This window comes from Streptomyces sp. L500, assembly GCF_054551825.1.
In genome coordinates, this window is record NZ_JBTOLC010000001.1 from 547112 (window position 1) to 559734 (window position 12623).

The following is a 12623-nucleotide window of genomic DNA, read 5'->3' on the forward strand; positions in this document are numbered from 1 at the left end:
CCACCAGGCGCGCGCCCGGGGATCCGCGGAATGGCGCGGCGCCCTGAGCCGCGCCGCCCACGACGACCCCTTTTCCAAGTCAACCGTATTGCCAAACACAAGGCGCTAAGCTATCGCAATACAACTGACCTGTAAACGAGAGGGACCGGTCCCCGTGCCCAAGCGCGTCGACCACGACGAACGCCGCCACCGCATCGCCGAGGCCCTGTGGCGGATCGCGTCCGAGCGCGGGCTGGACGGCGCGAGCCTGCGCGACGTGGCGGCGGAGGCGGGCATCTCGCTGGGGCAGCTCCAGCACTACTTCCGCACCAAGGACGACATGCTCGTCTTCGCCCTCGGCCACATCAGCGAGCTGGCCGCGCGGCGGATCGGCGCCCGCGTCGGCTCCCTGACGGGGGACCCCTCCCCCCGGACACTGCTGCGCGAGACGCTCGCGGAGATGCTGCCGCTGGACGACAAGAGCCGCACCGGCCAGCTGGTGCAGATCGCCTACTTCGTCCGTGCCGTCCACGACGAACGGCTGCGTCGGCACGCCAAGGAGGGCATCCCGGCGCTGCGGGAGTTCTTCGCCGCGCAGATCCGGCGCGCGAAGGAAGGGGGCGACGTCGCCGCCGACCGCGACCCGGACACCGAGGCGATGCTGCTGATCTCCCTCGTGGACGGCCTGACCGGCTACGTCCTGCTCGACGTGCTGCCGGGCGAGGAGGCGATGCGGCTGGTGGACGCGCACCTGGACCGGCTGTTCGCCTGAAACCGGCCGTTCACCTGAAACCGGCCGTTCACCTGAAGAGGCGACAGGCTCAGCGGCGCGCCGCCCTGTTGCGCCCCCGCTGCCCCGGCGCGAGCGCCTCGGCCAGTTCGTCGAGCGCCTCCACGATCAGCTCCGAGCCCCGTACGGCCACCCCTTCGTCGCCGACCCGCGCGACCCAGGCGGCGAGCGCCGCGTGCGGCGCGGACCAGTCCGGGCGCCGCCGCTCCCGTACCGCCGTCACGGCGTCCGGCAGCGCGGCGCGCAGGGCCGCCGCGAACTCGCCCGCCCCGGGATCCGGTTCGGCGTCCGGGCCCGGCAGGTGGGCCTCCATCAGCATCGCCGCCCGCCCCAGCGTGGCCAGCGCCGACTCGGCCGCCCGCTCGGCGGCGCGCGAGATGCCCCGGTGGCGCACGGGCTCCTGCTGCGCGCGGGCGGCCGCTTCCTCCCACTCCAGCCGCGCCGCCCGCGCGTCCAGCAACGCCTCGCGGACCCGCCGCTTCCGGTTCTCCGGCCGGGCGTGGGCGTCGAGGACCGCCAGCGCGTAGTCGCCGTTGGTGCGGAGCCAGTCGGCGAGCCGGTCGCGCAGCCGGGGCGTCTCCCAGGTGGGCCACAGCGCGTAGGCGGCCAGTGCCAGCACCCCGCCCAGCAGCGTCAGCGCCAGCCTGGCCTGCACGGTCTGCGACCAGCCCTCCCCCGCGATGCCGAGCAGGAAGACGATGTACGCGCCGATGCACGCGGACACCACGATGTAGCCCGTCCGCATCAGCAGATACAGCAGCCCCACACTCACCACGGCCAGCGCCGCGCAGACCGGGGGGCCGGGGTGGGTGAGCGCCATGATGCCCGCGCCCGCCCAGACGCCGACGAGCGTGCCCACGAAACGGGCGACGCCGCGCTGGTAGGTCTGGGCGAAGTCGGGCCGCATCACCATCACCGAGGTCATCGGCACCCAGTAGCCGTGGCCCAGCGGCAGCGCCGTGCCGAGCAGATAGCCCACGCAGGCCACGGTCGTCACCCGCACCGCGTGCCGGCCCACCGGCAAGGACCAGCGCGCCTCGCGCCGCAGCGCCCGCCAGGCCACGGGGACGAGCCCGGCCACGGTGGGCCGCAGCAGATGCCGCCGCTCCGTCCCCGCCGTCGGCCGGGTGGCGCGCAGGGGCTCGTCGCCGGCCTCCACCACGTCGGCCAGCAGCGCCATCAGCCGCAGCGCCGAGCGGCGGGCGGCGCCGTCGAGGCGCGGCCCGGACTCGGGCACCTCCAGCGTGGCCATCACCTCGGGCGTCACCCGCACGGGCCGGCCCCGCCGGATGGCACGCGCGACGGCGTCGAGGACGTCGGCGGCGGCGCCCAGCAGTTCCCGGGCCCGGTCCCGCCCGGGGCCCTCCGGGGGCGCGCCCACGACGGGGTCGGCGAGGGAGGCGAGCACCGGCCGGATCCGCTCGGCGACCCCGCGCGCACCGCCCAGCTGCCGCGGTCTGCTGCGTGCCTGGCGCGGGGTCAGCTCGGCGGCGCTGCGGGCCTGCATCAGCGGCTGGGGGTCGAAGTGGGCGACCGGGTCGTGGCGCAGCCGGCGCGCGTAGTCCGCCTCGGCGGCCAGCGCGTCCGCGAGGGCGTCGCGCTGGCGGCCCCAGGGGCGGATGGGGAAGACGACGATGAGCGCCGCCTGCACCAGGCCGCCCACGAGGATGAGCGCGGCGTGCTCGGCCGCCCCGGCGACGGAGGTGGGCAGGGTGACGGTGACGAGCATGACCGCGATCGTCTGGGTGGCGACGAACCCCGTCACCGGGCCGACGGCCCAGGCCATGCCCGACAGCAGGGTCCACACCGCCAGCAGCGCGACGAAGAGGGCGAGGTGGGCGGCGGCGAGGTAGCCGAGGAAGGTGCTGAGGCCCAGCACCCCCGCGACCGCCAGCGCGAGCAGGGGGCGGGGCCGCCAGCTGCGCTGGAAGGTCGCCAGGCCGGAGGCGAACGCGCCGAACGCGGAGGAGACGGCGAGGGCGGGCGAACCGAAGGCCAGCATCAGGCCGACGACGACCGCCACGCCGCAGGCGCCGCGGACGGCCACGAGCGGTTCGAGGGTGACGCGCTCGATGGCCAGCCCGGCGCGGGCTGTCTTTTTGAGGGCGCTGGCCCAGGTCATGGGCTGAGCTTACGTCCCGTACCGGGACGGATCGGCGCAGGGTGGCGCGGCCCGGTGGGCCTACCCGTGGTGCGGGAAGCCCAGGTCGACGCCGCCGTCCGCCGGGTCCGGCCATCGTGTGGTGACGACCTTGCCGCGGGTGTAGAAGCGGACGCCGTCGTTCCCGTAGATGTGGTGGTCGCCGAAGAGCGAGTGCTTCCAGCCGCCGAAGGAGTGGTAGCCCACCGGCACCGGGATGGGCACGTTGACGCCCACCATCCCCGCCTCGACCTCCAGTTGGAAGCGGCGGGCCATGCCTCCGTCACGGGTGAAGATCGCGGTGCCGTTGCCCCACGGCGAGGCGTTGACGATGGCCAGGCCCTCCTCGTACGTCCCGGCGCGCAGCACGCACAGCACCGGGCCGAAGATCTCGTCGCGGTAGGCGTCGGCGTCGGTCGGCACCTTGTCGAGCAGGGACAGGCCGATCCAGTGGCCGTCCTCGTAGCCCTCGACCGTGAAGCCCGTGCCGTCGAGGACGACCTCCGCGCCCTGGGCGGCGGCGCCCGCCACATAGGCGGCGACCTTGTCCCGGTGGTCCTTGGTGATCAGCGGGCCCATCTCCGAGGCGGGGTCGTCGCCCGGACCGATCTTGATCTTCTCGGCGCGTTCGCGGATCTTCGCCACCAGCTCGTCCCCGGTGCCGCCGACCGCGACGACCGCCGAGATGGCCATGCAGCGCTCGCCCGCCGAGCCGTAGGCGGCGGAGACGGCGGCGTCCGCGGCGGCGTCGAGGTCGGCGTCGGGCAGCACCAGCATGTGGTTCTTGGCGCCGCCGAGGGCCTGGACGCGCTTGCCGTGGGCGGAGGCGGTGGTGTGGATGTACCGGGCGATGGGCGTGGAGCCGACGAAGGAGACGGCGGCGACGTCCGGGTGCTCCAGGAGCCGGTCGACGGCGACCCGGTCGCCGTTGACGACGTTGAGGACGCCGTCCGGCAGCCCGGCCTCGGCGGCGAGCTCCGCGAGGCGGATCGCGGACGAGGGGTCCTTCTCGCTGGGCTTGAGGACGAACGTGTTGCCGCAGGCGATGGCGAGCGGGAACATCCACATCGGCACCATGGCCGGGAAGTTGAACGGCGTGATGCCCGCGACGACGCCCAGCGGCTGGCGGATGGCGGCGACGTCCACCCGGCTGGAGACCTGCGTGGACAGCTCGCCCTTGAGCTGCTGGGTGATGCCGCAGGCCAGCTCCACGACCTCCAGGCCGCGCGCGACCTCGCCGAGGGCGTCGGAGTGGACCTTGCCGTGCTCGGCGGTGATCAGCCGGGCGAGTTCCTCGCGGTGGGCGTCGAGCAGGGCGCGGTAGCGGAAGAGCACCGCCGTGCGCTGCGCCAGGGAGGAGCCGCCCCAGGTGCCGTAGGCGGCCTTGGCGGCGGCCACGGCCGCGTCGACCTCCTCGGCGGTGGCGAACGCGACGCGCGTGGTGACGACGCCCGTGGCCGGGTCGGTGACCGGCCCGTACGTGCCCGAGGTGCCCTCGACGGACTTGCCGTCGATCCAGTGGTTGACGGTCTTCATCTCTGCTGCGACCTCTCTTGCCTCAAAGGCCCTACGTCAAAGGTAACGACGGCGGGCGGCTGCGTTGCGGTCGTACTCCTCCCGGGCCGACACGGCCGCCGGGCGGGTCGCGGTCTCGGCGACGGGCACATCCCACCACGCCTGGGCGGGGGGCGCCCCGGACACAGTGTCGGCCGTTTCGGTCTCCACGTAGACACATGTGGGACGGTCGGCGGCGCGTGCCTCCGCCAGCGCGGCGCGCAGCTCGTGGGCGGTGCGGGCGCGGAGCACGCTCATGCCGAGCGAGGCGGCGTTGGCGGCCAGGTCGACCGGCAGCGGGGCGCCGGTGTACGTGCCGTCGGGCGCGCGGAAGCGGTAGGCGGTGCCGAAGCGCTCGCCGCCGACGGCCTCCGAGAGGCCGCCGATGGAGGCGTAGCCGTGGTTCTGCACCAGGATCACCTTGATGGGGATGCCCTCCTGCACGGCGGTGACGAGCTCGGTGGGCATCATCAGGTACGTCCCGTCGCCGACCAGCGCCCACACCGGCAGGCCGGGTGCGGCCAGGGCGACGCCGATGGCGCCGGGGATCTCGTAGCCCATGCAGGAGTAGCCGTATTCGAGGTGGTACTGGCGGCGGGAACGGGTCCGCCACAGCTTGTGGAGGTCGCCGGGGAGGGAACCCGCCGCGTTGACGATCACGTCCTCGTCGTCGACGACGGAGTCCAGCGCGCCGAGCACCTGCGCCTGGGTGGGCCGGGCGCCGTCGCCCCGGCCGTCGTCCGGGGCGTACGCGCGGGCGACGGTCGTCTCCCACTCGGCCTTCCCGGCGGTGTACGCGCTGACGTACGCGTCCGGCGCGCGGTGTCCCGCGACGGCCTCCGTGAGCTCCTCCAGGCCGCTGCGGGCATCGGCGACGAGCGGGAGCCCGGCGAGCTTGTGGGCGTCGTGCGGGGCGATGTTGAGGTTGACGAAGCGGACGTCCGGGGCGGCGAAGAGGGTCGCGGAGGCGGTGGTGAAGTCGCTGTACCGGGTGCCGACGCCGATGACGAGGTCCGCGGCGCGGGCGAGGGCGTCGGCGACGGCCGTGCCGGTGTGGCCGATGCCGCCGACGTCCGACGGGTGGTCGTGGCGCAGCGAGCCCTTGCCCGCCTGGGTGGAGGCGACGGGGATGCCGGTGGCGTCGGCGAACGCGCGCAGGGCGTCCTCGGCCTCGCTGTGGTGGACGCCACCGCCCGCGATCAGCAGCGGACGGCGGGCCGCCCGTACGGCCCGTGCGGCCGCCGCCAGTTCGGCCGGGTCGGGGGCGGGGCGGCGGACGTGCCAGACGCGGTCGGCGAAGAACGCCTCGGGCCAGTCGTACGCCTCGGCCTGGACGTCCTGGGGCAGGGCGAGGGTGACGGCCCCCGTCTCCACGGGGTCGGCCAGGACGCGCATGGCGGCGAGCGCGGCGGGGATCAGCGCCTCGGGACGGACGATCCGGTCGAAGTACCGGGAGACGGGGCGCAGGCAGTCGTTGACGGAGACGTCGCCCGCGCCGGGGTGTTCGAGCTGCTGGAGGACGGGGTCGGCGGGGCGGGTGGCGAAGGTGTCGCCGGGCAGGAGCAGCACCGGAACGCGGTTGACGGTGGCGAGGGCCGCGCCGGTGACGAGGTTGGTGGCGCCGGGGCCGATGGAGGTGGTGACGGCGTGGGCGGAGAGCCGGTCGCGGTGGCGGGCGTAGCCGACGGCCGCGTGGACCATGGCCTGTTCGTTGCGGCCCTGGAGGTAGGGGAGTTCGTCGCCGGTCTCCAGCAGGGCCTGCCCGATCCCGGCGACGTTGCCGTGGCCGAAGATGCCCCAGCAGGCGGCGACGAGCCGCTGCTGCCGGCCGTCGCGCTCGGTGTACTGGTGGGCGAGGAACGCCACGAGGGCCTGGGCGACGGTGAGGCGTCGGGTCGGACGGGTCATCGGTCTCCTCCTGCGCGGTCGTCCGGCGGGCCCGGGCGCCCCGGGCCGTAGAGCGGAAGTCTCGCGTCCACGGGCTGGTCCGGCCAGGTGCCGCGGATCCAGGCGTGGTCGGGGTGGTCGCGAATGAGCCACTCCCGCTCGGGGCCGGGGCCGGCCATCACGTTGAGGTAGTACATGTCGTGGCCGGGCGCGGCGATGGACGGGCCGTGCCAGCCGTCGGGGATCAGCACGGCGTCGCCCGTGCGGACCTCCGTGAGGACGTCCGTCCCGCCGTCACGGGACGGCGACACCCGCTGATAGCCGAGGCCGGGGGTGCCGCCGGGGCCCTCGGCGATCTCGAAGTAGTAGATCTCCTCCAGCCGGGACTCCCGGCCCGGGAGGTGCTCGTCGTGCTTGTGAGGCGGATGGGACGACCAGTTGCCGCCCGGGGTGAGGACCTCGACGGCGATGAGCCGGTCGCACGCGAAGGTGTCGGCCGCGGCGAAGTTGTTGACCTGCCGGGAGCAGGCGCCCGTGCCGCGCAGCTCGACGGGAACGTTCTCGGCGGGGCCGTAACGGGCGGGGAGCCGGCGCTCGCAGCGCGCCCCGGCGAGGGCGAACCGGCCACCCGCCGGGGAGGTCAGCGTGACGTGCGCGTCGCGTGGGGCGTAGGCGAAGTCGGTGACGGCGGTGAAGACGCCGCCGGGACGGCCGTGGAGCTCGAAGGTCTCGCCCTCCGTCCGGACCGCGCAGCCGCCGCTGAGCGGCAGCACGATCCATTCGCTGTCGCCGGTGGGGAAGGTGTGGGTGCCGCCCGGGGGGAGCGTGAGCACCCGCAGGGAGGAGTGGTCCCAGCCCGCGGATTCGGGGGTGATGTCGAGGGTGTACGTCATGCGGCTCCTTGTCCGGTGCGCCCCGGCCCCCTGCGGCGCTGGGGGTCCGGGGGCTTGCCCCCAGGAAACGGGAAGGGGCGGGTCCGGGGCACTCCTCCCGCCACGACGGCGCGGAACCGGACCGTCACAGCAGCCCCACCGCCGTGTCCACGGCCCCGACGACGTCCCCGTCCGCCGGATACAGCAACGCCCGCCCCACCACCAGCCCCTGCACCGTCGGCAGCCTCAGCGCCGACCGCCACCGTTCGTACATCGCGTCCTGGTCGTCCCCCACGTCGCCGCCCAGCAGCACCGCCGGCAGCGTGGACGTCTCCATCACCCGCGCCATGTCGGCGGCGTCGTTCGTGACCGGCACCTTCAGCCAGGTGTACGCGGACGTCGCGCCCAGCCCCGACGCGATGGCGATGGACTTCGTGACGGCCTCGGCGCTCAGGTCGTTGCGGACCCGGCCGCCGACCCTCCGCGAGATGAAGGGCTCGACGAAGACCGGAAGCCGACGCTCCGCCATGTCGTCGATGGCGCGGGCGGCGGAGACCATCGTGGCGAGCGAGCCGGGGTCGTCGTGGTCGATGCGCAGCAGCAGCTTGCCCGCGTCGAAGCCGCGCCGGACGAGGTCGTCCGCACGCGGCCCCGTGAAGCGGTCGTCCATCTCGAACGCGGCGCCGACGAGGCCGCCGCGGTTCATGGAGCCCATGACGACCTTGTTCTCCAGGGCGCCCAGGAGCAGCAGGTCGTCCAGGATGTCGGAGGTGGCGAGGACGCCGTCGACGCCGGGGCGGGAGAGGGCCAGGCACAGGCGTTCCAGCAGGTCGGCGCGGTTGGCCATGATCAGGGGCCGGCCGCCGGCGTCGAGCGCGCCGCGCGCCGTGTGGTCGGCGGCGACGATCATCAGCCGGCCGCTGTCGCCGACGAGGGGACGCCGGCCCCGCCGGGCGGCGGCCTCGGCGATGGCCTCGGGGTGGCGGCTGCGCACGCGCGGCAGGTCGGCGATGCGGACGGTCACCGGAGGTCCGCCTTCCCGGCGGTGCCGGCCAGCAGCGCCGTCACCTCGTCCTCCGTCGGCATCGCGGACGAGCAGGCGAGCCGCGAGGCGACGATGGCCCCGGCGGCGTTGGCGTAGCGCGTCACGCGTCCGAGGTCCCAGCCGGCGAGCAGCCCGTGGCAGAGCGCGCCGCCGAAGGCGTCGCCGGCGCCGAGGCCGTTGACGACCTCGACCTCCACCGGGGCCGCCTCGGCGACGGTGCCGTCGCGGTGGACGGCGAGGACGCCCTTCGGACCCCGCTTGACCACGGCGAGTTCGGCCCCGGCCTCGAGGAGCGCCCGCGCCGCCGCGTACGGGTCCCGCTCACCCGTGGCGACTTCGCACTCCTCGGCGTTGCCCACGGCCACCGTCGCGTGGGCGAGGGCCCGCTCGTACCAGGGCCGGGCGGCGGCCGGGCCCTCCGGCCAGAACACGGGCCGCCAGTCGAGGTCGAAGACGGTGATCCCGTTCCTCTTCCGCTCCTGGAGCGCGGCGAGCGTCGCGCCGCGGCTGGGCTCCTCGCTCAGGCCCGTCCCGGTGATCCAGAAGATCCGGGCGGCGCGGATGGCGGCCAGGTCCAGCTCGGCGGTGTGGATCTCCAGGTCCGGGGCCTTGGGGCGGCGGTAGAAGTACAGCGGGAAGTCGTCCGGGGGATGGATCTCGCAGAAGGTCAGGGGCGTGGGGTAGGCGGCCACGGGCGTCACCCAGCGGTCGTCGACGCCGAAGCGGCGCAGCTCGTCGTGGAGGTAGCGGCCGAAGGGGTCGTCGCCGGTGCGGCTGACGAGGGCGGTGCGGCGGCCGAGCCGGGCGGCGGCGACGGCGACGTTGGCCGCCGAGCCGCCGAGGAACTTCCCGAAGGTGTCGGCCTCCGCGAGCGAGACCCCGGTCCGCAGCGGGTAGAGGTCCACCCCGAGCCGGCCCATGGTGATCAGGTCGTACGGACCGGTCATGGTCTTCCCCTCCGCGCGTCGGCACGATCCGGGGCCCAGGTCTAGCCGGGCGCGGACACCCATGTCAAGCATTTGTCCTTACATACTGACGTCCGGCTGAGCTGTAATGACGTTACGTCCTTATGTCCGGACGTAACCTTGACACTCCCCGGCCCACCCGGGAGGCTACGGGCAACCCCAGCCCTTGTCCGGTCAGCGCCGACCGGCGAGAGGAGAGCCGCCGCATGGACAGCCGCCGCTCGGAGAGCGTCCGCGCCCACGACCGCAGCCCGTCACCGCCCCCCGCGCCGGCCCGGATCCGCGTCGGCTCCGCGCCGGACTCCTGGGGCGTGTGGTTCGCCGACGACCCGGCCCAGCCGCCCTGGCGGCGCTTCCTCGACGAGGTGTCCGAGGCGGGCTACGAGTGGATCGAGCTCGGCCCCTACGGCTATCTGCCCACCGATGCGGCCCGGTTGCGCGAGGAGACCGGGAGCCGCGGTCTCAAGGTGTCGGCGGGCACGGTCTTCACCGCGCTCCACCGCGGGCCGGCGGTCTGGGAGGAGACCTGGGAGCAGGTCTCCCGCGTGGCCGCGCTGGCGCGCGACACGGGCGCCAGCCACCTCGTCGTCATCCCCGCCTTCTGGCGGGACGACAAGACCGCCGCGGCCCTGGAGAGCCCCGAGCTGACCGCCGATCAGTGGCGGGCGCTGACCACCGGGACGGAACGGCTCGCGGCCGAGGTGCGCGACGCCTACGGGCTCTCCCTGGTCGTCCACCCCCACGCCGACACCCATATCGCCACCGAGAGGCACGTCGAGCGCTTCCTCGACGCCACCGACCCGACGCTGGTGAGCCTCTGCCTGGACACCGGGCACTACGCCTACTGCGGCGGCGACAGCGTCAAGCTCATCAAGACCTACGGGGAACGCATCGGATACCTCCACCTCAAGCAGGTGGACCCCGTGATCCTGGCCGACGTCGTCGAGCGGGGCACCCCCTTCGGCCCGGCCGTGCGCCAGGGCGTGATGTGCGAACCGCCGCGCGGCGTCCCGGCGCTGGAGCCCGTGCTGACGGCCGCCCAGGGGCTCGGCGTCGACCTCTTCGCCATCGTCGAGCAGGACATGTACCCCTGCCCGCCCGACAAGCCCCTGCCCATCGCCCGGCGCACCCGCGCCTTCCTGCGCTCCTGCGGCGCGTGACCGCGCCCACCGGCACCACCGAACCCACCAGCATGGCTGCCCCCACCCGCACCACCATGCGCACCCGTACTCGCTTGCGCACCAGCACCGAGGAACATGCAATGACGCAACACGGAACGCTCGGCGTGGCCGTCATCGGCACCGGCAGAATGGGCGCCGACCACGTCCGGCGTCTCGACGAGGCCATCAGCGGGGCGCGCGTGACCGCCGTCGTCGACATCGACCCGCGCCGCGCCGAGGCGGCGGCCGCCCGTATCGACGGCTGCGCCGCCCACACCGACCCGGCCGCCGCCATGGCCGCGGCCGACGTGGACGCCGTGCTCATCGCCTCCCCCGGGCCCGCCCACGAGGAGGCCCTGCTGGAGGCGTTCGCACGGGACCTGCCCGTCCTGTGCGAGAAGCCCCTCACCCCCGACTCCGCCTCCGCGCGCCGGGTGCTGGAGGCGGAGACCCGGCTGGGGCGCCGGCTGGTCCAGGTCGGCTTCATGCGCCGCTACGACAGCGAATACCAGCACCTGAAGGCGCTTCTGGACGCGGGAGACCTCGGGCGCGCGCTGATGCTCCACTACACCCACCGCAACGTCTCGACACCGCCCGGCTATACGAGCCAGATGACGATCAACGACTCGGTCGTCCACGAGATCGACGCCACCCGCTGGCTGCTCGGCGAGGAGATCACCGCCGTCACCGTGCTGCGGCCCACCCCCTCCTCCGGCGCCCCGGAGGGGCTGAGCGACCCCCAGCTCGTGCTGTTCGAGACGGAGGGGGGCGCGGTGGTCGACGTCGAGATCTTCGTCAACTGCGGCTTCGGCTACCAGGTGCGCTGCGAGGCCGTCGGCGAGCGCGGCACCGCGCGGATCGGCGACGCGCACGGGCCGACCGTCCACGCCGCCGGGCGGTGGGGCGGGGAGATCGCGCAGGACTTCGTCACGCGCTTCCGGGACGCCTACGACCGCGAGGTCCAGACCTGGGTGGACGCCGTGCGGCGCGGGGACACGGCGGGGCCGAGCGTCTGGGACGGCTACGCGGCCGCCGTGGTCTGCGAGGCGGCGGTACGGGCCCAGGAGACCGGCGGGCGCGTCCCGGTCGTCCTCCCCGAGCGCCCCGCCCTCTACGCCGCCCCGCCGCGATGAGCGGCGGGCTGCGGGTCGCGCTGCTCGGCGCCGGGCGGATCGGCTCCCGGCACGCGGCCCGGCTGACGGCGACCCCGGGCGTCGCCGACCTGGTCGTCGCCGACGCCGACCCCCGGCGCGCGGCGGCCCTCGCGGAGGCCGTGGGGGCCCGTCCCGCCCGCACGGTGGGCGAGGTCTTCACCTCGGCGGGCGTGGACGCCGTGGTCATCGCCACCGCGACCGCCTCCCACGCGGCCCTGATCACCCGCGCGGCCCGCGCCGGGCTGCCCGCGTTCTGCGAGAAGCCCGTCGCGCCGGACCTGGCGGGCACGATCGCCGCGCTGCGCGAGGTGGAGGCGGCGGGCACCCTGCTCCAGATCGGCTTCCAGCGGCGCTTCGACGCCGGGTTCCTGGCCGCGCGCGAGGCGCTGCGCTCGGGGGTGCTGGGGCGGGTGCACACCATCCGGTGCGTGACCTCCGACGCGGCGCCGCCGCCCGCGGAGTTCCTGCCGCTGTCCGGCGGGCTGTTCCGCGACTGCATGGTCCACGACTTCGACGCCGTCCGCTGGCTGACCGGCCGGGAGGTGACGGAGGTGTACGCGCGGGGGTCGAACGGCGGCGCGGCCTTCTTCCGCGAGGCCGGCGACGTGGACACCGCGGCGGCCCTGCTCCTCCTCGACGACGGCACGCTCGTCACGGCCACCGCGACCCGGTACAACGGCGCCGGCTACGACGTGCGCGTGGAGCTGTCCGGGGAGCGCGACCAGTGGGTCGCCGGGCTGGCCGACCGGGCACCGCTGACCTCAGCCGAACCCGGCGGCCCGGCCGCCCCGCGGCGGCCCTGGGCGGACTTCCAGGAGCGCTTCGAGGACGCCTTCCGGGCCGAGCTGGCGGCGTTCGTCCGAGCCGCGCGGGGGCTCGCGGGCAACCCCTGCCCGGGGGCGGAGGGGCTGCGGGCCCTGCACGTCGCCGAGGCGTGCGAGGTCTCCCGGCGGGAGGCCCGGCCGGTCCGCCTGGCCGACGTCGGCTGACACGGCCGCCGGGACCTACCGCTGGGACCACCGCCGGGCCTGCCGCCGGGACCGCCCGCTGTTACCAAGTCACCTTCCTGTTACGAGC

Annotated in this window: 10 protein-coding genes; 4 read left to right on the forward strand and 6 right to left on the reverse strand. The window is 74.9% G+C overall.

Annotation, left to right across the window (positions count from 1 at the left end; all coding sequences use genetic code 11):
- Positions 1–154 precede the first annotated feature (154 nt).
- Entirely contained in the window at positions 155–751 is a 597-nt protein-coding gene (locus tag ACX9I7_RS02625; protein WP_387574832.1) for a TetR/AcrR family transcriptional regulator, read from the forward strand.
- Between the two features lie 49 nt (positions 752–800).
- Here the strand turns inward: ACX9I7_RS02625 and ACX9I7_RS02630 are convergent, their stop codons facing one another.
- The 6 genes from ACX9I7_RS02630 to iolC all read right to left on the reverse strand — a co-directional run bounded on the left by ACX9I7_RS02630 (position 801) and on the right by iolC (position 9214).
- Positions 801–2891, reverse strand: coding sequence for an FUSC family protein (locus ACX9I7_RS02630; RefSeq protein ID WP_459386365.1), 2091 nt, complete (start codon positions 2889–2891; stop codon positions 801–803).
- A gap of 60 nt (positions 2892–2951) precedes the next feature.
- Entirely contained in the window at positions 2952–4445 is a 1494-nt protein-coding gene (locus ACX9I7_RS02635) for a CoA-acylating methylmalonate-semialdehyde dehydrogenase (protein WP_459386366.1), read from the reverse strand.
- Between the two features lie 36 nt (positions 4446–4481).
- The gene (iolD, locus tag ACX9I7_RS02640) at positions 4482–6371 is read right to left on the reverse strand and encodes a 3D-(3,5/4)-trihydroxycyclohexane-1,2-dione acylhydrolase (decyclizing) (protein ID WP_459386367.1); all 1890 of its coding nucleotides are present in this window, start codon (positions 6369–6371) and stop codon (positions 4482–4484) included.
- Positions 6368–7243: a 5-deoxy-glucuronate isomerase gene (iolB, locus tag ACX9I7_RS02645; protein ID WP_459386368.1), complete on the reverse strand. Its 876-nt coding sequence runs from the start codon at positions 7241–7243 to the stop codon at positions 6368–6370. The genes iolD and iolB overlap by 4 nt, the downstream gene beginning before the upstream one ends.
- Positions 7244–7367: 124 nt before the next feature.
- Positions 7368–8246 carry a Cgl0159 family (beta/alpha)8-fold protein gene (locus ACX9I7_RS02650; RefSeq protein WP_387574842.1) on the reverse strand — a complete coding sequence of 293 codons (879 nt, stop codon included), beginning with the start codon at positions 8244–8246 and terminating at the stop codon, positions 7368–7370.
- The gene (gene iolC, locus ACX9I7_RS02655; protein WP_459386369.1) at positions 8243–9214 is read right to left on the reverse strand and encodes a 5-dehydro-2-deoxygluconokinase; all 972 of its coding nucleotides are present in this window, start codon (positions 9212–9214) and stop codon (positions 8243–8245) included. Before iolC ends, ACX9I7_RS02650 begins: the two co-directional genes overlap by 4 nt.
- Before the next feature lie 224 nt (positions 9215–9438).
- Between iolC and ACX9I7_RS02660 the strand changes: the two genes are divergently transcribed.
- From ACX9I7_RS02660 to ACX9I7_RS02670, 3 genes are all read left to right on the forward strand, one after another.
- Entirely contained in the window at positions 9439–10392 is a 954-nt protein-coding gene (locus tag ACX9I7_RS02660) for a sugar phosphate isomerase/epimerase family protein (protein ID WP_387574847.1), read from the forward strand.
- A 101-nt stretch (positions 10393–10493) separates the two neighbouring features.
- Positions 10494–11525, forward strand: a complete 1032-nt coding sequence (locus tag ACX9I7_RS02665; protein ID WP_459386370.1) for a Gfo/Idh/MocA family protein — start codon at positions 10494–10496, stop codon at positions 11523–11525.
- 8 nt (positions 11526–11533) lie between these two features.
- Positions 11534–12535, forward strand: a complete 1002-nt coding sequence (locus ACX9I7_RS02670) for a Gfo/Idh/MocA family protein (protein ID WP_459386393.1) — start codon at positions 11534–11536, stop codon at positions 12533–12535.
- Positions 12536–12623 lie beyond the last annotated feature (88 nt).